17 protein-coding genes are annotated in these 18,157 nt (G+C 67.7%); 10 read left to right on the forward strand and 7 right to left on the reverse strand.

The features are described from left to right. The 3 genes from D477_RS09445 to D477_RS09455 form a co-directional block, all read right to left on the reverse strand. Positions 1–507 (reverse strand): hypothetical protein (locus tag D477_RS09445; protein WP_202804089.1); only part of this gene is annotated, 507 nt, incomplete at its 3' end. 210 nt (positions 508–717) lie between these two features. Then, positions 718–2,931: a S8 family peptidase gene (locus D477_RS09450; RefSeq protein ID WP_005268805.1), complete on the reverse strand. Its 2,214-nt coding sequence runs from the start codon at positions 2,929–2,931 to the stop codon at positions 718–720. 176 nt (positions 2,932–3,107) lie between these two features. Next, complete coding sequence (locus D477_RS09455) at positions 3,108–3,890, reverse strand: alpha/beta fold hydrolase (RefSeq protein WP_237740745.1); 783 nt, start codon at positions 3,888–3,890, stop codon at positions 3,108–3,110. Between the two features lie 240 nt (positions 3,891–4,130). Here D477_RS09455 and D477_RS09460 point away from each other — a divergent pair, with 240 nt between their 5' ends. After that, on the forward strand, positions 4,131–4,337 hold the full coding sequence (locus D477_RS09460) for a hypothetical protein (protein ID WP_005268807.1): 207 nt from the start codon (positions 4,131–4,133) through the stop codon (positions 4,335–4,337). Between the two features lie 40 nt (positions 4,338–4,377). Here D477_RS09460 and D477_RS09465 read toward each other — a convergent pair whose 3' ends face one another. Further along, the gene (locus D477_RS09465) at positions 4,378–4,818 is read right to left on the reverse strand and encodes a nuclear transport factor 2 family protein (protein ID WP_005268808.1); all 441 of its coding nucleotides are present in this window, start codon (positions 4,816–4,818) and stop codon (positions 4,378–4,380) included. 221 nt (positions 4,819–5,039) lie between these two features. Here D477_RS09465 and D477_RS09470 point away from each other — a divergent pair, with 221 nt between their 5' ends. Further along, positions 5,040–6,452, forward strand: a complete 1,413-nt coding sequence (locus D477_RS09470) for an alpha/beta hydrolase family protein (RefSeq protein WP_005268809.1) — start codon at positions 5,040–5,042, stop codon at positions 6,450–6,452. Positions 6,453–6,476: 24 nt separating this feature from the next. After that, positions 6,477–7,058 carry a DUF3237 domain-containing protein gene (locus D477_RS09475; RefSeq protein WP_005268810.1) on the forward strand — a complete coding sequence of 194 codons (582 nt, stop codon included), beginning with the start codon at positions 6,477–6,479 and terminating at the stop codon, positions 7,056–7,058. A 317-nt stretch (positions 7,059–7,375) separates the two neighbouring features. Here D477_RS09475 and D477_RS09480 read toward each other — a convergent pair whose 3' ends face one another. Then, positions 7,376–8,335, reverse strand: coding sequence for a 2-hydroxyacid dehydrogenase (locus D477_RS09480; protein ID WP_005268811.1), 960 nt, complete (start codon positions 8,333–8,335; stop codon positions 7,376–7,378). Between the two features lie 982 nt (positions 8,336–9,317). Beyond that, positions 9,318–9,794 carry a universal stress protein gene (locus D477_RS09485; RefSeq protein ID WP_005268812.1) on the reverse strand — a complete coding sequence of 159 codons (477 nt, stop codon included), beginning with the start codon at positions 9,792–9,794 and terminating at the stop codon, positions 9,318–9,320. A 217-nt stretch (positions 9,795–10,011) separates the two neighbouring features. Between D477_RS09485 and D477_RS09490 the strand changes: the two genes are divergently transcribed. From D477_RS09490 to D477_RS09505, 4 genes are all read left to right on the forward strand, one after another. Then, positions 10,012–10,200, forward strand: a complete 189-nt coding sequence (locus D477_RS09490) for a hypothetical protein (protein WP_005268813.1) — start codon at positions 10,012–10,014, stop codon at positions 10,198–10,200. A gap of 166 nt (positions 10,201–10,366) precedes the next feature. Next, positions 10,367–11,080 (forward strand): matrixin family metalloprotease, encoded by a 714-nt coding sequence (locus D477_RS09495; protein WP_202804090.1) that lies wholly within the window; start codon positions 10,367–10,369, stop codon positions 11,078–11,080. Between the two features lie 27 nt (positions 11,081–11,107). After that, positions 11,108–13,492, forward strand: a complete 2,385-nt coding sequence (locus D477_RS09500; RefSeq protein WP_005268815.1) for a caspase family protein — start codon at positions 11,108–11,110, stop codon at positions 13,490–13,492. Next, on the forward strand, positions 13,485–14,153 hold the full coding sequence (locus D477_RS09505) for a hypothetical protein (protein WP_005268816.1): 669 nt from the start codon (positions 13,485–13,487) through the stop codon (positions 14,151–14,153). The genes D477_RS09500 and D477_RS09505 overlap by 8 nt, the downstream gene beginning before the upstream one ends. A gap of 10 nt (positions 14,154–14,163) precedes the next feature. On the opposite strand, the gene D477_RS09510 is transcribed toward D477_RS09505, so the two are convergent. After that, positions 14,164–15,399 (reverse strand): PKD domain-containing protein, encoded by a 1,236-nt coding sequence (locus D477_RS09510; protein WP_005268817.1) that lies wholly within the window; start codon positions 15,397–15,399, stop codon positions 14,164–14,166. A gap of 262 nt (positions 15,400–15,661) precedes the next feature. Here D477_RS09510 and D477_RS21150 point away from each other — a divergent pair, with 262 nt between their 5' ends. From D477_RS21150 to D477_RS09525, 3 genes are read left to right on the forward strand one after another with little or no spacing between them, the layout of a single operon-like run. After that, positions 15,662–16,339, forward strand: a complete 678-nt coding sequence (locus tag D477_RS21150) for a carboxypeptidase regulatory-like domain-containing protein (protein WP_005268818.1) — start codon at positions 15,662–15,664, stop codon at positions 16,337–16,339. Further along, complete coding sequence (locus D477_RS09520) at positions 16,336–17,592, forward strand: phage tail sheath family protein (RefSeq protein ID WP_005268819.1); 1,257 nt, start codon at positions 16,336–16,338, stop codon at positions 17,590–17,592. Before D477_RS21150 ends, D477_RS09520 begins: the two co-directional genes overlap by 4 nt. A 1-nt stretch (position 17,593) precedes the next feature. Beyond that, a complete protein-coding gene (locus D477_RS09525) occupies positions 17,594–18,079 on the forward strand; it encodes a phage tail protein (protein ID WP_005268820.1) in 486 nt (161 codons plus the stop codon). The last annotated feature ends 78 nt before the right edge of the window (positions 18,080–18,157 follow it).

Genomic DNA, 18,157 nt, shown 5'->3' on the forward strand with positions numbered 1-18,157 from the left:
CTGCGTCGGCTCCTGCGTGGGCACAGGCGACGTCGTCGGCGCCGGCTGGCTCGGGCCCGGCTGGCTCGGAACCGGCCGGGTCCACGCGGCCTCCACGGTTTCCGAGACCACCGTCGTACCGTCGACGGCGGCGCGGTACTTCAGCGTGCCGGTTTCGGTGAGCTTGTGGGTGTGTTCGAAATCGGCGGCAGCGCTGTCGAGGACCGTGGACGTCCAGAGCTTCTTCCACTCGCCGTCACGGTAGATCTCGATCGTGATGGTCTTCCCGGCAGCACGGTCGGCCCGGCCCGCAAACTTGAGCTCGGGATGGTCCGCCGTGCGCTTCAGGATCTCAAGTTCGACGGCCGGCTGCGCTACCTGCGTCGCCGACGCGGTCGCCAGAGGTGAAGGCGAGCCCTCCGCCGTCGTCGTTATCTCCTCAGACGCAACGGCCGGTCCGGCGGCAGGAAAAGTGATGCCAGCAGCCAGGACTCCGGCGGCCACGAGCGCAGCGAGATGTTGTTTCAAGGTGCGATCCCCCAAGGTCAGCGGAACCGCGGCACGGCTCCGAGCTACAGGGCTGTGCCCGGCAAGCCGTGAACATTCCCCCGGGAGAAGAGTAGTCGAGAACTGAAAGCTTTGACCACCCCAGTCCTACCCCAGTTTTTCCCAAGGTACGACGACGGTACTCCGGTAGCCGCGGGCGGCCTCCCTTCCGCTGTGGAGCCTGCAGCCGAATTACTGCCCCGCCACGTGGTAGCTGCTCCAGCCGGTGCCGACGAGCGTCCGCTTGGCCCAGCTGCTCCGGTTCGCCTGGTAGTACCAAAGCGTGCCCTTGCTGTCGCGGGCGAACAGCCCGTTCGTGCCCGTGCCGCCGAACCCGTTGGAGCTGACGATGTTGCGCATGCCGTTCCAGCCGGAACTGCCGATGATCATGCGGAACCCGCTGGCGAAACCGCCCGTGCCGTCGCCCCGGTACAGCTTCAGCTGCCCCGCCGGTGTCTTGGCCACGATGTCCCTGCGGCCGTCCTTGTCCCAGTCCATCGCGGTCAGCACGTAGTCGGCCCACCCGCTGCTGCCCAGCACGTAGCGCGACGACAGCGTGGACCCGGACGCATTGCCGTACACGTAGAGCCGCCCGTTCCGTGTGTCCTTCGCGAGGATGGACGGATATTCATCACCGCTCCGCCAGCGCGTGACCGTCAGGTCCAGCGGCGCCCAACCGCTGCCGCCGATCAGCGAGCGCGAGAACCCGCCGGTGCGAGCGGCCTTGTAGAAGTAGAGCTGCCCGGCCTTCGTTTTCGCGATGATGTCCACGTACCCGTCGTCGTTCCAGTCCGCCGTGTGGATCTCGTCCATCGTCGTCCAGCCGGAGCGCCCAATCAGCTTCCGAGTTGCGGAGGAACCGCTCTTGCCGTAGTTCCAGAGCTGGCCCTCCCGATCGAATGCCACCAGGTCCCCGGGCCGGATCGACGGTGTAGCCGGCTGCGTCGCCGGCACCGCTCCGGTGAGTGCCGCCGTCGCATCCACCAGGCCCGCGCCGCAGCCCAGCGAACACGCCGTCGCCAGCGGCCGCGCCGTCGCCTTCAGCCGCTTCTCTACGTCGGCCGGCGACAGGCCTCCGCCGGCGGGCGACATGAGCAAGGCCGCCACCCCGGCAACATGCGGTGCCGCCATCGAAGTGCCCTCGGCATGCGCGTACTGCTCGGCGCCGGGCCCGGTCTCCCCGGCGTTGGACGTCGAGACAATGCCGTTCGCTTGAGCGGCCGCCATGTCGCCGCCCGGGGCCATCACATCGATTCTGGAGCCGTAGTTGGAGTAGTGTGCCCGTTTGCCGTCGCGTGCGCTGGCTCCCACCGCGATGACGTTGTTGCAGTTCGCCGGGCTGGACTCCGCCGCGTCGATGCCCTCGTTTCCCGCCGCCGCCACGACGGCCGCCCCGGCACTGACCGCGTAGTTGATCGCCTCCTGCGTCGTTGCCGAGCACCTCCAGCCGCCGCCCAGTGACAGGTTGATGACCTGCGCCGGATAGGGATTGACAGGCGTCCCGGCGACGTCTCCGCCTGCCGCCCAGATGATGGCATCGGAGATGTCCGAGGTGAACCCGCCGCAGGCCCCGAGCACGCGCACCGGCAGGATCTGGGCATCCGGCGCGATGCCCGCGACGCCCTTGCCGTTGCCGGTCACGGCCGCGACCGTCCCCGCAACATGCGTGCCATGCCAGGACGAGTTCCCGCCGCCGGCGTCGGCACCGCACTCGCCGTCGCCGTACCAGTCCCCCTCATCGCGCGCATCAGCATCGCGGCCGTTCCCGTCCCGCGCCATCTCGACGTCGGCAATCATGTCGTAGCCGGGCAGGACCTTCCCGGCCAGGTCGCTGTGCTCAGTAATCCCGGTATCGACGATGGCGACCACCGCGCCGTCCCCGGTACTCACGTCCCATGCACCGGGCACGCGCATGCCCGCACGCTCCTCTTTCAGGTTCCACTGCTGCCCGTACAGCGCGTCGTCCGGAGCCAGCGCCGCCGGCTGCATCAGCCGGTCCGGTTCCACATAAACGACGTCGGGACTTGCCTCGAGCGCGGACACCAGCCTTTCTGCCTGCTCCCCGTCGAGCGGCTCATCGACCGCGACCACGTGCGCCCCCGTCGCCGTCCGCCGGATCTCCTCGACCGAGACACGCAGCGCCTTGGCCGTCAGCCCGTACGCCCGGCTCCGGCCCGCTGAACTCCGAACGGCCCGCTCCTTGAACTTCACGATGAACCGACCGGCCGCTGGCCCACCGTCGTCGTTACCTGCCCCGGTCAGCACTGCCGGAGCTGCCTCTTCCGCCGCCACCGGAAGCACTTTCCCTGCCGCCTCCACCGGCACGGCGACCAGACCGCCGGCCAGGACCGCGGCACACAGAACCGCGGCACCGGAAAACAGCCGCGGGAGACGGAGCACAGACATGGACATCCTCAAGGCAGGCAGAAGCAGGACCGGGCATCTGCAGAAAATCCGATTCCTGACGCCCCGTTCGATAGTAACCGTTCACCGTGCCGCCCGTCAGAGTTATCCACAACCGCCAGGAGGCCCGGTCACGGCGCCTGTTCCGCGTTCAACACCTGCTAGCGCTCCGAGGCGCACTAAACCTGATTGCTTCCGATCCAGTCCCTCATCAGCGCGGCCAGCTCGGAGCCCTGCTCGGCCGGCCACCAGTGCCCTGCATCCACTTCGGTAATCCGCAGCTTCGTCACCCAGCTCTGCAGACCGTCGACCAGGTGCGGCGAAAGGAACGGGTCCTGCCGGGGCACAATCACCTGGACCGGGATGGTGAGGCGGGCGGTTGGCTGCTGGGGCCAAAACAAATTCGCGCGGTACAACGCCACGCCGCGGGCTCCGTCGTCGCCAATGGACCGGCCGGAAAGACGCTTATACCACCGGCTCAGCACCGCACGCCAGGCCAGCTCCGGCAGGACCGGCAGCTGGAAGAAGGCCACATAGGAGCTGCGCAAGGCCTGACCTAGCAATTGCCGCCACAACACCGGCCTGGACAGCCGGTGGCGGAACCAGTGGCGGAAGTGCCGCAGGTCTGGCCCTGAAATGCTGGTGAAGCTCAGGATGCGCGCATGCGATCGCGCGTCCTGTACGGCTGCCCAGCCCTGAATGGATCCCCAGTCATGCCCCACTACGTGGACTGCCGGCGCCCCGCAGGCTTCGAGTACCGCGAAAAGGTCGTCGACCAGGACCGGGAGGCGGTAGGAAATGCGGCGGGCAACAGGCACCCGCGATGCGCCGGCATTGCGGGTGTCGTAGGCAAGGACGCGATGATCGGCCCCGAGGTCGGTGATGGCCGAACTGAAGACCGAGTGGTCATCCGGATAGCCGTGGACGAAAAGAATGGTAGGGGCGTCGGCATCCGCCGGCAAACCGTAGTCATAGACAGCCAGCGAGGCATCCGGCCTGACGACATCCCGCCGCCGCTCATCAAGGCCCATCCTGTTTCTCCCCTCCGCTATCGTTCGCCGGAACCTCACTCCTTCATCGTCACCGCCCAGTGCCTTCAATCCCGGTGACCCCGGCCCTGATGCTTTCCTGTATCGCGTTCCCAGCACCCGCCCTTACTGTGGTGGGGTAGCCACGTTTCGAAGGTCGATCGAAAGGCACTCATGGCGACGAAGGTTTCCAAGAGCCTCGCTACGCTCCTCGCCTTGCTCGCATTGCTCATCACCGGCTGTGACGATCCGAACCAGGAAGACACGTCCAACGGGGATATTCAGCAGGAGCAAGAAGACAACCCTGGAGGCAACGGGGACAACGGCGACGGTGAAGAGGGCGGGGCCGAGCAAGAGGACGGCGGCGGGGCAGACGACTAGGAGCGGGCCCTAGCCCCTGGACCCGCCCTTCCGCAGCGCCTCAAAGCGCGCCCGGGTCAGGCGCCGGGAGCAGGCCGAGCTGTCCCAGGAACTCCATGTTGTCCCAATAGAAGTGGTGGGACGTGACCCGGCCGCCCTCGACCCGCGCGACGTCGCAGGCCCGGAGCCTGACGGACCTTCCCGTCGGCTCCACCGTCTCCCCCGATGGCAGCGGCAGCGGCTCCGTGTTCGTCCCGGTGAAGTAGCCCTCGTCGATCGCGACGTCGCCGGACTCGTGCTTGTCCAGGTACTCGAAGTTTGCGTCCGGGAAACCCTGCGCCATCTGCAGCAGGAAGTCCACGGCGGCGTCGCGGCCAGTTATCTCGTCTTCGCCCGGCGCGGTGACGACGGCGTCCTCGGCGTAGCATCCGGCCAGCGTCTCTGCATCCTTTGCCATGACAGCGGCGGTCAGGCGGTCCATCACCTCGCGTGCGTCTCCCATTTCGGCCTCCCATCATCAGGCGGCCCAATCCGATGTGCGGCCGGCCGCTCTCCGGCATCTGCACTGCTCCGCTTCAAGTACACCGCCGGGCCCGTTGCCCGTCAACGAATTCCAGCGGGAATCGAAATACCTCAGGGCAACACTAATGTGACCGTTGACACAATCAACTATTCGGATAAGCATTAGTTGTTCGTTTAAACGATCTACAGTGAGGTTCCCCAATGACCCCTTCCAAGCGCCAGCGCTGCCGCATGATTGTTTCGGCAACCGCCCTCTCCGCCGTCCTGGCCGCTTCCGCTGCCCTCCCCGCTGCAGTCGCCGCACCGGCCGATGGCGGCAGCCCCTCCCCCGCTGCTGCCGTCCAAGCTGCCCCGAAAGTAGCGACGGGCACTCTCGACAACGGCGCCACTTGGCGCGCCGAAGTGCCTCAGGACTGGAACCGCAAGCTGGTGCTGTTCGCGCACGGCTTCCGTCCGGGGCCCGCCAACCCGGCCTGGGACAACAGCTTTGCCCCGACCGCGAACGAACTGATCCGCCGCGGCTACGCCGTGGCCTCGTCGTCGTACGCCGGAACCGGCTGGGCGCTGGAGACCGCAGCGCAGGACCAACTGGACACGATGGCGGCCTTCGAAAAGCAGTTCGGCGAAGCGGACCGGGTCATCGCCGTCGGCCGTTCCATGGGTGGTCTGGTGACCAGCATGATGGCCGAGATCCCCGGCGCGGGCATCGATGGCGCGGTCAGCACCTGTGGCTTGGTCGGCGGCGGCGTCGCCCTGAACAACTACCAGCTCGACGCAGCGCACGCGGCCGCCGAACTCGTCCTCCCCGGCCTGGACGTCCAACTGACCGGCTTCACCACCCCGGATGAATCCGACCAGACCATCGCCCTGCTCACCGGGGCACTCGAGCAGGCCCTGCAGACCGACGAGGGCAAGGCACGGATCGCCCTGGTCGCCGCCTTGCTGAACACGCCCACTGAACTCGACGGCGTCGACGTCGACAATCCCAAAACGCTGGCCGCCGCTCAGGCGCAACTGGTGCTGGATACTCTCCCCACCGTCATCTCGCGCCGCCACACCATCGTCAACGCCGCCGGCGGCGACAGCGGCTGGACCGCCGGCGTCGACTACGCCAAGCTCCTCCGCTCCTCGGACCAGCGCCAGCAGGTCGAGCACATGTACAGCCTCGCCGGCCTGGACCTTTCCGCGGACGTCGCCACCATCACGGCCAACGCCGACATCACGCCGGACGAGGAAGGCCTCGACTGGATGCTGCGCACCTCCACCCCCTCCGGCGAACTGCAGGTCCCGCTGCTCGCCACGCATACGCTTGTCGATCTGCTCGCCCCGGTCGAGTACCAGGAGGAATACGCCGAGACCGTCCGTCAATCGGGCGGGAACTCCCTGTTCCGCCAGGCCTTCATCGACCGCGAAGGACACTGCACGTTCACCGTCGCCGAGAACATCGCCGCCATCGAAGCCATGGACGAGCGCCTGGAAACAGGCCGTTGGGCCAACGTCGCCAAGACCTCCGAGCTGCAGCGCAAGGCCGCATCCCTGAACTTGGACGGCGCCGCGTTCGTCGATTTCCGCCCGGACGAGTTCATCAACGACCGCGACTGGACCGGCCGCTAAGCCGCTGACGAAAGGAGGATCCACATGAGCAGCACATTCCAGCGGCGCACCATGCTGGGCGCCGGCATCGCCTCACTCGCGGGCCTTGCCGCCGCCGCGCCGGCCACCGCCGCCAACAAGGGCTCCGCGCCGACCCTGACGGACAAGAAGTTCAGCGACCTGCTGGCCAGCGTCCCCATGGACCAGGTCGGCGCGGAACTCGCCTTCGAGGCCGTCGTGGATATCGCACCCAGCGAGGACCTCGGCGCCGGTCCGCTCGGGGGCCGCCGCATCGTGCCCATTACCGGCGGCAGGTTCAAAGGACCGCGCATCAGCGGCACCGTGGAAGCGGGCGGCGCCGACCGCCAGCTTGTGCGCGGCGACGGCATCCGCATGCTCGAGGCCACGTACGAACTGCGCACCGATGACGGCGCCGTCCTCAACGTGGTCAACAACGTGCTGATCGACCAGCCCGCCCCGGACCAGCGCTACGCCCGCTCATTCCTGACCGTCAGCGCGCCCACCGGCCCGCACGACTGGCTCAACCGACGCATCCTGGTCGGCACGCTCAACTCCCTGAAACCCACCAGGGACGCCGTGCTTGTCCGCGTCTTCGTCCTCACCTAGGACCGGACAACGGGGAAAACAACGACGGCGGGTGGCTGCGTTTCGCAGCCGCCCGCGGTTCCGTTTCCTACGCTCCGTCGGCAGCTCGCGCTTCGGCCGGCCCCACGCGCTGCCCTGCCCTAACGTGGGGGAAAGCAGGCAGGGCAGCGCTCCGGGGAAGGGCCGGTCGTCCCGCGCCGGCTCGCGCCGGCACGTGACGGGCGCCGTGAAGACACGGGAAGCCTCACGGAGCCACTGAGGACGCTACAGAACCGGCGGCTCCAGACACGCCGCGGCACGCAACTTGAGCCAATCTTGAGGAAAGCGATTCCGGAGCGTCAGCCCCAGATCCGGCCCGGGTGCACCAGGTTCTGCGGTTCGTTGCCGTTGCTGAGCGCCTCGAGCTGACGCTGGAGCAGCCGGACGATCCGCGGTTCGAAGGCGGAGGTGTCGCCGCCGACGTGCGGAGTGATGAGCGCGTTCTCGGCCTTCCACAGCGGATGGTCGGCAGGGATCGGCTCGGGGTCGAAGACGTCAATGGCGCACTTGAGCCGCCCGGAAACAACTTCGGCCGTCAAGGCGTCGGAATCGACAACAGCGCCGCGCGCCACGTTCACCACGAGGGCGCCGTCCGGCAGGGCCGCCAGCACCTCCGCATTGATCAGGCCCCGCGTCGCGTCGGTCAGCGGCGTGATCACGATCATCACGTCGGTGGCTCCGGCCAGCTGGACCAGCTCGTCCGCGCCGTGCACGTGCCCCTCGTCGTCGTCCCTTGCCTGCGTGCCCACCCGGGTGAGTTCCACCTCGAACGGAAGCAGGCGCTTGGCGATCTCCGCCCCGATTCCGCCCACGCCAACCAGCAGGACCCGCCGGTCAGCCAGCGACGCGCGCCGCTCGTGCCGCCACCGCCCCTCCAGCTGGTCCCGCACCGCCGTATCGATGCCGCGCAGCGACGCCAGCACCAGGCCGACCGCCAGCTCCGCCGTCGACGCCGCGTGCACGCCGGCAGCACTGGCGATCGCCACGCCGTCGCCCACCGCCTCGCGGATCCCGTCGACGCCGGTCGTCTGCGCCTGCACGAATTTCAGGTTCCCGGCCCGGCTCAGCGCCCCAAGCACCGCACCAGCATTCAAGTACGGCAGCACCACGCCATCGACATCGGCCACGTCCAGCCCGTCGGGTGCAGCCGCGAAGTCCCACACCGCGCCGCGGATGCCCGCCGGCAGCGGCCCCACAGCCTCCAGCAGGTCCCGGTCCGGAAAAGTGATCGTCTTGATCGCAGCCGCAGAGGGGCTCATGGATTCTCCCTGTCAATCGGTGAATGTGCTGGCACCAGTCTCACCCAAAAGGAGGAGCCCCGGCCAACGCATGGCCGGGGCTCCTCCGTTTCCGTGAGAACGTCTCTAGACTGCCGAGACGATCCAGATGATCAGTGCAATCGCAAGCAGGATGCCGACAATGGTCCAGATAAGGTTGCTTCCACGCATGATGCTTCCTCCGTTCTCCTTGGTGCCCCCATTGTGTGCACAGGAAAACGTTCCATGGGGTGATACGCCCAAATCCGCGGCTGTGGAGCACGTCACGGTCCATGCCATCCCGTGTTCGCATCAAAGGCACCGGGAGTTCATCCCGAAGAATCCGCTCGGCCCCCCATTGGTCCAGCTCTCGTTCTTTCCCGACCTCGGTCTGGTCGCACTGCTGGCTTGGGTTGCCTGGGCCATCGGTGCACGCGGCAGGAATCGGCAAGGCTACGTGGACCCGCTCACCGGAAGCCCTCTGAAGATCAATGTCGGCCGGGCACGAGCCAAGATGACGCCTACTACAACGACGGCGAGTGGCCGCGTTACGCAACCACCCGCCGTCGTTAGTGGGTCACTAGTGAGACACTCACATCATCAGGTTCTGCAGCGGTATCCATGGCCTCGGGCATCGTGGTAAATCCGCCCTCCACACCTTTCTGCAGCTGCGGCATCAGTGTGCCGTCGCGAATGCACGATGGCGTAGGCGGACGTTTCCATGGTCGGCTCCCTCGCACGTAGGAATGAGTCCATCGTGGGGCTCTGTCCGGAAGTGGACAATGGCACCAAGCGGACAGGGGACCTTTGACCCTACTCGGCTCCGGAGCTGCATCGTTACATTGATTTTGACGCATCAACAGAACCGCCCCGTATTGGGGAGGGGGCGGAGGCGCTGGTGCTGGTTGGGGAACGTGTGTGGAGCCTGGCGCGTTGGGGAACAGCGGGCTCCACACCTCCCAAATTCAGGGGCGGTGGCGTAGGGTCAGCCGTGTTCGCGTTCGTGCCGGTGGCCCCGCCGGCTGTGGACCTTTCCGTCCTCGTGCAGGACCAGCACCGGGCAGGCCGCATGGGAAACACAGGCCGTGCTCACCGAGCCCAGATGCATGCCCCGGAGCCCGCCATGGCCGCGCCGTCCGACCACCAGCATGACGGCCTCCGCGCCGGCTTCGACCAGCATCTCCGGCGCCGGACCGCGAACCAGTTCGGTGGTCAGATCCGCCGGCGGCTCGTCACCGAAGGCCTGCTCCAGCGCAGCCTCGAGTTTCTTTTTCGCCGACGCCTCGAACGCTTCGAAATCCGGCGGAACGTAGCCCTCGTAGATCCGCGGGAAATGCCAGCACACCACCGCGTGGATCCCGGTCTCGAACGCCGGCGCAAGCCGCGCCGCCATCCGCAGTGCCGCCACCGAACCCGCGGATCCGTCCACGCCTACAACGATCCTGCCGCTTGCCGATCCCATCGCTGAACTCCTTCGTTCCAACTCACGGCCCCGCAATTACAGAATGGCAGGGAAACAGCCGGGATGAACAGGGGAATCGGGGCTCGTTCCTACCGTGCGCGGGAACCACCCGGCACCAGCCAGGGCCTGCGGCTGGAACGGCCGCTTCCGTAGACAGTGGCGGGGCCGTCTGTTTAGCTGAACCAATCAGCCCGCATGCCGTTCAAAGGAGATTGTCATGAGCACTGGCAACGACTACACCGACCCCTCCGAGGACGAATCGGTACATCCCCGCGAACCGGAGCCCGCCGGGAGCGCGGAGAGCGAAAGCAACGATCCGACCAAGGCAAAAGGCCCCGACTCCGAAAACGTCAAGGGCGAGGCCGAGGCCGAAAACGCCAAAGAAACCGGCGGGTACGGTTATTGAGCCTTCCGCGGCCGCCGTCTTTGCGTGCCTGTCCGGGTGAAGTGCTCTTGGTGATGCGGCAGTAACGCAGGCGGTGCTACACCGGCAGCGTTCCCGCCGGGCCAAGTTCTGTGCGGGACGGCCGCCGCTGCGGCGGTCACCTTCATCCGTGCACGGACGTGCGCCCTTGAACAAGAAGGAGAACCCGGTGGGCCAGGACAACGTGAACAAGAACCACTTCTGCACCGTCCGCACTGTTCAGGACACGTCGGGCCGCACCAAGGCGGCGCTGCTCAACGAGGCCAGGTGGAATGTCTCGCAGCTGACGGTGGGCTTCCTCGAGGGCGATCCGGAGCTCCAGCAACGTGTGCTGGCCGTGGCGCGGGAGTGGACCGGCCAGGATATGGCGAACCTGAAGTTCCTTGAGGCCGAGGAAGCGAACGCCGATATCCGGATCGCCTTTCAGCAGGGCGACGGCTCGTGGTCTTACCTGGGCACCCATGCACAGCAGATCCCGGCAGGCGAACCGACCATGAACTACGGCTGGCTCACACCGGAGTCAACGGACGACGACGTGCGCCGGGTTGTGCTCCATGAGTTCGGCCATGCGGTGGGCCTGATCCATGAGCACCAGAATCCGCAGAAGCCGATCCAGTGGAACCGTGCCGCGGTGATTGCGGATCTGTCCGGGCCACCGAACAATTGGGATGAACAGACCATCGAACACAACATCTTCCGCAAGTACAGCGCCGGGGACGTCACGGGGACGGACACGGACAAAGACTCCATCATGATGTATCCGATCCCGCAGTCCTGGACGCTGGACGGATTCTCGGCAGACCTGAATTCCGGCCTGTCCTCAACCGACAAGGAGTTCATCCGGTCCGCATATCCCTGGTGAGGCGGCCGCCAAGGTAAGGAGGGGACGGTGGCGGATTACGCCGTCGTTGTTGGCATCTCCCGGTACCCGAAATTCGCCGCGACCGGCAGCACGGCCGATCTGGAGGGTCCGGACACGGACGCCCTCGACATCCGCGACTGGCTCCTTTCCCCCGACGGCGGCGCGCTGGAACCGGACAACGTGCGGGTAATACGGTCCGGGGACTTCGCGCCAAGCCCGGAGGACCCCCAGCCGGAAGAAGCACGCATCCGCAAAGCACTGGGTTGGCTTGAGGAAGAGACCGCCGGCGCAATGGGCGGGCGGCTCTACCTCTACTTTTCCGGCCACGGCTTCGCACCGGTGCTGGAGGAGGGCGCGCTCTTCACCGCGGAGGCCACGCTGAGCATCCCCACCTACGTCTACGCCTACGACTGGCTGCGCAGCTTCCGCAAGGCGCTGCGCTTCCGCGAGTACGTGCTGTGGATGGACTGCTGCATGACCCACCAGCAGACCATTCCGGTCAGCAGCGTCGTCATCCGGGCAGGCACCGGCACCGGGGTTCCAGGCCCGGCCTTCGTGGCGGTGGCCGCACAGACCAAGAGCGCGCTGGAGCACCGCATGCCGGACGGCAAGGTGCACGGCGTGTTCAGCTACACGCTGCTGCAGGGGCTGCGCGGTGGGGCCACGGACGAGCATGGCCGGATCACCGCAGAAAGCCTGAAGGCCTTCCTGCACGACACGATGCCGGAGTTCCTGCCGGAGCACGCCCGCAGCGCCTCGGCGGTGGACCTGCACCCATTCATCCGGGCCGATTCCGGCATCCTCTTCCGCAAGCTGCGCAGCCGGCCTACGTACGCCGTCCGGCTGGATTTCCCGCCTGAGGCGGCCGGGCAGGACCTGAAACTGTGGACCGGAAGGCCGCATGCCGCCGTCGTTAACCAGAAACACACCGGCAGTTTCTGGCAAGGCGAACTTGTGCGCGGCCTCTATGTGGCGGAAATTGCCGACGCCGGAGTGCGGCAGGGGTTCCAGGTCACCGGTGCGGGGGCGCAGCGGATCCGGCTGACGGATACCGGGGCGCGCGTGCGGCCGCCGCACCCCACCCAGCTCTTCCGGCTCGACGTCCGCGCCGCCAATCCGGCGGCCACCATCTCCGTGCTGGACCATAACCTGCAGCGGGTCTTCACGGACACCGGGGAACTGCACGAATTCGACGCGCCGGGCGTCTACAAGATCCGGATCGAGCTGGGGCGGGACATCTCCAGCGTGTCCGAGCAGGTCATCCTGCTCGATGCCGACATGGTGCCCGCCACGGCTCCGGCGCCGGCAGTTCCCTCGCCGGCCCCGATTCCCGGCAGCGCGCTGTCCAGCGACGCGCATGCGGAGCCGTTCCTGAGGGCCGCGGCACCGCAGGATCTGGCCCTCGGCGCCGGCCGGCCTGCGAGCGCGCTCTCGGTGCTGGCCCGCTACTGGCTGGAGCCGGACCTGCCGCCGCCGGCAACGGGCAGCCCGCTGGAGGGCCTGCAGCTGGTTTCGCCCGAGGGCACAGTGCTGGTGGACCTGGCCGCGGAGGGCCGGACGGACCGGCCGGAAGGGGCGGATGCGCTGGCGGTCTGGGAACGCGCGTTGGAGCCCGGCGCCTACTTCCTCCGGCACGCCTTCCGCAGCGGACGGACCGGCGAAGCCACGGTCATGGCCTGCGAAGGCTGGCTGACGCAGATCGCGCTGCAGCGCTCCCCTGCCCTGCTGGTGCCCGGCGTCCCGCCGGATGACATCGTGCCGATCGTGGACGCTGCCGTGTTCATGCGGCGTAGCGACGGCAGCATGCCTCCGGCCGGTGAGGACAAGGTTCTGGAAACCGTCCGACTCGCCCTCGCCCAAGGGCGCGATCTGCTCGGGAAACCGCACGGCGCCGAACTTCAGAAGCTGCTGCTGGAAGAGTACGACGACCCAATGGCTGGCATCATCGGCAGCTACCTGCTGCTGATCGCGATGGACGGCGCCAGCGGCGGAACCCAGGCGCAGCATGCCCAGTTCGATGCCGCCGTCGTCCGCCTTTCCGGGCTCGTCGGCGACTGGCATCCCGACGTCGCGGCGCTCTCGCTGCGCTGTTCGGATCCGGCGCTGCGCCGCACTGAGCCGCTGACGGTGCCCCCGATCTTCCGGTACGGCTGGCAGCTGATCGTGCAGGCCAGCTACGAGAACCCGCTGCTGGTTCCGGCAGCCCTCTGGCAGCGCGTCCACGCGGTCACGAATTTCGGTCCCTTCCTGACCTGGGCGGCGGACGAACGGGCCAAGCGGCTGCACGCGCGCCAGCTCCGGCGCTGGCTCGAAGACGAGGGCCGCGCCGCCGACCTGCAGGGCAACCTGGCGGCCGGAAGCCTGCTGATTCCCGCTTCGGCCGCCGACCTCCTGCGGAACGGCCATGTTTGAACTGGCTCTGGCGGAGGGCATCACCGCCTCCTTCCAGCGCTTCCCGGCACCGGACGGCGGCGTGCTGGCCCACCGGCCGCCCAGCTCCGGCGCTCTGCCATTGTGCGGCACCGGGGACGGAACGTTCATCTGCGGGCTGCCGGACGGCGAGGCCTGCTGGATCGGACTCACGGCACGGCCCGGCGCGGTTCCCGTCCTGGTCGGCGTGCTGGCGGAACTTGCCGGCGGCGAGGCGATGGATGTCCTCGCCGGTCGGCCAGTGCCTGATGCCGGCGCCGCCGGCAGCAGCTTGGTGGCGGTGGAGCCGCATGAGTGGCTTTCCGTTCCGCCGTCAGCGCAGGTGGCGGGCATCCACCGGCACGACGGCGGATGGTGGGCTTTGTGCCGGCAGCCCGCGGTTGCGGGAGGAGCCGGGGCCGAGGCTTCGGCACAGGCTCCCGCCGTCGCCCGGCTGCACGTGGTGGTGTGTCCGGAACCGGATCCCGCGCCCGGAAGGCGCGGTGCCGCCGTCGCACCTGGTACCGGGCACGCCGGCCAGGACGCAGACGGGAACCGGCGCCTGATCATCGACCTTGCCGGTGAGCTCGAGTTCGAGGAGGCCTGCGGCGAATCCATCCCGCCGCCGTCGAAAACCATCTATGGCGGCTGGCGGCTCCCCTGACCGGCCCGCGTCAGACGGCACGCCGACGGCCGAAACGCCGCCGCAGCTTCGGGACGGAGTCCTCTTCGGCGCCGCCGCTCGCAGGCGTGCTCGCCGCATGCTTCGGCTTGTAGTGTTTGCGCCGCCACCACAGGTAGGCCGCGCCGACCGCCCCGACCAGCACCGGGATGGTGATGCCCAGCGGGTCAGCCCACTCCTTCACGGTAGTGCCGAGCACGTACCCGATGCCGACCTTGACCTCAATGGTTTCCTGGAGGGTCGCCGCCTCGATCTTTCCGCCGCTCTTGCCCAGAGTGTAGATCGTGAGGACCATCTGCTTCGTCCCGGCCTCGAGCGGCGTGATGTCCCATGTCCACCTGCCGACGCCTTCCGACGGCAGTTCGATGAGGTCGTCGCCACCACTGGTCAGCTTGATGTCCATCCCGTCGCCGGTCAGTTCTGCGCGCATCAGTTCGCAGAGCCTGGGGAACCGGCTCTCCACCGGCCCTTCGCCCGGCAGCTCTTCAGCCGGATCGACCGGAGAGTCCCGGAACGCCACCCGCACGGCGAACTGTTCGGTTTCGCCCTGCACCATGGGCGACGGCGGCCGGAAAACGAGCTTTCCTTCGAAGCACTCGTCCAGCACTTGCTGGGCCTCCTGGCCGGGCGAGCCGGCGTTCCCCGAACCGGGTGTGCTGGGAGCTTCGGAGTTCGGATACTCCGTGGCGGTCGGTTCCGGGCTGTCTGTCGGCGAGCGGCTTGGTCCAGGGATCAAGGTGCCGCCTCCAGTTTCCACCCCGGTCGGCGGAACAATGACCGGGCCGTCGGTGGTTGGAGGTGGTGGACTGCTGCCATCCGGCCCGGCAAATTCGATGGTCCGCTCCAACACTCCTTCGGCGCCGTCGTTATCGGTCACCGTCAGGCGCACGGTGTAGACGCCCGGAGCGCTGAACGTATGCCCCCAGACCACACCTTCGCCATGGCTGCCGTCTTCGACATCCCACCGGAAGCTCTCGATGGTGCCACCGTCCGGATCCACGGAAGCAGATGCATCCATCGTGCAGGTGAAGCCGTCGCAGAGCATCACGAACTCTGCCCGGGGAGCCTCAGCAGCCTGTGCCGACGGGCCCAGCTGGTCCGTGGTTTGGGCATTGCCGGGCCCCGCGAACCCGAACAGCAGGAAGGCGAGCGCCAGCAAGGCAGTCAGCGGCCGCGCGGACCACGACGCCATAATGTGCCGCCGGAGCGGCGTATGCGGGAAGAACACGGCTGCCTCCCCTTGCCCCGGATCGCCGTTCCCTTCTTGCAGTCTGGCCCTACCCGCAACCTGCGTCAACGACCCGAAAACGGCAGCCGTGAATGAAACCTTTCCGCTACTGCAGGGGGCCTAAGGTCACGGACCGAACCGCTTTGCAACCCGCACCGGACCGAGCCGGAGAAGGGCCGCATTTCGGCCCGTGACGCCCTTGCTTTTCAGGAGTACCCTTTAGCCAACCGAGCACCATGTCTGGCTGTGAGGGAGAGCCACGATGAGTCTTGCACGGACGGCGCTGAAGGATTTCACCGCTTTCGTTTCGGCTGCCGTGTCTTCCTCCAGCGTCTCCGTGGATGACGGTTCCGCCAGCCCGGAAGATCCTTCCCCGGGCGACGGAAGCCGGGTCAGCATCCGCCCGCTGGCCCTCGACCGGGCCAGCCGTTCCCATCACGCCGGTGAGGTGCTGGACCTTGAGCTCACTGTAGCTGTCAGCAGCCGGGGCGAGCAGGCGCTGGAGAACACCGAAACCTTGCTCACCGCCTTGGAGTCGGCTGGCCGCTACCGGGTGGCGCCAGCCGACCACGGCACTGCTGCACCCGGGGTTTTCAGCTTCCTGGTTAGGATCCCGGTTGCCGTCCGGCTCGATGTCCCCGTCGGCCCGCCGGTCCGCGAGCCGCTCCACCTGCAGCTTGGCACCGGCCGCCTGCTGCACGGCACCGTTGTCGGGCCGGACGGTACACCGCTCGCGAGCGCCCGGGTCCGGGCCCACGCCTCCGCCCGGACCGCGGCCAGCGGACCGGACGGCCGCTTCGAACTCCTGACCACCCACGATCCGACGCAGCACTTCACCGTGGAATTCAACGGCACCGCCCGGCGAATGTCCGCCGAGAGCACGGACCTTCCCGTCACGCTCCGATGGGAACCCGCAGACCATGAAAGAGGAACCTCGTGACCAGCTATTTCGCGCCGGGCGTCTATGTCAAGGAAGTACCCAGCGGCCCGCGCACCATCGGCCGGGTCAGCACCAGCATCGCCGCGTTCATCGGCAAGGCCCCCAAGACGCAGATCCGGTTGGACGAGGCCGTGGCCATCGACAACTGGACCCAGTTCGCCGACGCCTATATCGGCGATGCCACCGAAGGCTCGCATCTGGCAAACGCGGTCTACGGTTTCTTCGCGAACGGCGGCGGGCGCTGCTACGTCGTTAATATCGGCGACGGAGACAACCTCACCGGCACGGCAGCAAAACCCACGGGCCTTCGGCTGCTGGAAGCGCTGGACAACGTCTCCATGGTTGCCGCACCGGGCTTCACCCGGCCGCAGGACTACGCAGCGCTGCTGGAGCACTGCGAACACGAGTTGCGCCAGGACCGCCTGGCCATCCTGGACACTCCGGAAGACGTGCCGGACATCGACGACCTCCTCGAGGCGGGCGGAGCTCCGGTTCCTGATTCCGGCGACGAGGAGACTGAGGACGGCAACGGTGAGACCGGCGGGGGCGGTGGCGGCGGCCGGACCTCCACCGAAGGCACCGGCCCGATCGGCGCGCCCCAATCCCCCGGGGGCTACGCGGCGCAGTACTTCCCGTGGATCGTGGTGCAGGACCCGGTCACCGGAAAAATGGTGACCCAGCCGCCGTCGGGCCACATGGCGGGAATCTGGGCGCGGGTGGATTCCTCCCGAGGCGTGCACAAGGCCCCGGCCAACGAGCCTGTCCAGGGGGTCGTCAACGTGGTCCACCAGGTGACGCGCGGCGAACAGGAAATCCTCAACCCCGCCGGAGTCAACTGCATCCGCCGCTTCCCCGAAGGCTTCGTGGTCTGGGGTGCCCGCACCCGCGCCCCGCAGTCCGGTGAATACCGGTACATCAACGTGCGCCGGCTGACCAACATGATCAAGGAGTCCATCGCCGAAGGCACCAAGTGGGCGGTGTTCGAACCGAACGACTACACCCTCTGGGGATCGCTGCGCCGCGACATCGGCTCCTTCCTGACCAACGTCTGGCGCGATGGCGGCCTCCTCGGCCGGACCCCCGAGGAAGCCTTCTTCGTCAAGTGCGACGAGGAAACCAACCCGCCGGAAGTGCGCAACGAAGGCCAGATCGTCGCCGTCGTCGGCATCTCCGTGGTCCGCCCTGCCGAGTTCGTCATCTTCAAGCTCATGCAGTCCGCCAACATGACCGAAATCGAAAGCACAGGAGCCTGACATGCCGGCATCGGACAAGGCACCCAGCGCGCAGCCCGGCGTCGTCGTCGACCCCTACCGCGCGTACAACTTCAAGCTGATCGACCACGGCCTCATGCAGGCCGCGTTCACCCGGGTGGAAGGCCTCGCCATCATCGTCAACCGTGCGCTGTTCCGTGCGGGCGGCGAAAACAGCGTGGTCCGGGCCATCCCCATGCAGGTCAGCTACCCGCCGGTGAAGCTCTGGTATGGCGTGACGGACTCGGACGAACTGCTGCGCTGGCTCTTCACTGCGGTCAAGGGCCGGGTGGAGCGGCGCGACGTGTCGCTGGCGCTGCTCAACGAAGCCGGCACAGACCATGTCCGCCGCTGGGACTTCTTCGGCGCCTGGCCGTGCGAATGGCACGGCACCCCGCTGGACGCGCTCGGCGATGAACTCGCCATCGAATCGCTCACCCTCGCTTTCGACCGGCTGGAGCTGGCAGATGACGGCAACCAGGCCCCGTAGCTTCCTCGCCGCCCGGCTGCGCCGCCTGGCCGACGCGCTGGAATCCGTACCCGGGCCGGCGGAGGATGCCSGCCGGCC

Source organism: Arthrobacter crystallopoietes BAB-32 (assembly GCF_000328305.2).
Classification (GTDB): Bacteria; Actinomycetota; Actinomycetes; order Actinomycetales; family Micrococcaceae; genus Crystallibacter; species Crystallibacter crystallopoietes_A.

Bases quoted from the DNA above. Each gene is read 5' to 3' on its own strand.
- D477_RS09460 (WP_005268807.1), top strand. From the start codon at position 4,131: ATGGCGACGAAGGTTTCCAAGAGCCTCGCTACGCTCCTCGCCTTGCTC.
- D477_RS09470 (WP_005268809.1), top strand. From the start codon at position 5,040: ATGACCCCTTCCAAGCGCCAGCGCTGCCGCATGATTGTTTCGGCAACC.
- D477_RS09475 (WP_005268810.1), top strand. From the start codon at position 6,477: ATGAGCAGCACATTCCAGCGGCGCACCATGCTGGGCGCCGGCATCGCC.
- D477_RS09525 (WP_005268820.1), top strand. From the start codon at position 17,594: ATGCCGGCATCGGACAAGGCACCCAGCGCGCAGCCCGGCGTCGTCGTC.
- D477_RS09505 (WP_005268816.1), top strand. From the start codon at position 13,485: ATGTTTGAACTGGCTCTGGCGGAGGGCATCACCGCCTCCTTCCAGCGC.
- D477_RS21150 (WP_005268818.1), top strand. From the start codon at position 15,662: ATGAGTCTTGCACGGACGGCGCTGAAGGATTTCACCGCTTTCGTTTCG.
- D477_RS09480 (WP_005268811.1), bottom strand. From the start codon at position 8,335: ATGAGCCCCTCTGCGGCTGCGATCAAGACGATCACTTTTCCGGACCGG.
- D477_RS09485 (WP_005268812.1), bottom strand. From the start codon at position 9,794: ATGGGATCGGCAAGCGGCAGGATCGTTGTAGGCGTGGACGGATCCGCG.
- D477_RS09490 (WP_005268813.1), top strand. From the start codon at position 10,012: ATGAGCACTGGCAACGACTACACCGACCCCTCCGAGGACGAATCGGTA.
- D477_RS09465 (WP_005268808.1), bottom strand. From the start codon at position 4,818: ATGGGAGACGCACGCGAGGTGATGGACCGCCTGACCGCCGCTGTCATG.
- D477_RS09450 (WP_005268805.1), bottom strand. From the start codon at position 2,931: ATGTCTGTGCTCCGTCTCCCGCGGCTGTTTTCCGGTGCCGCGGTTCTG.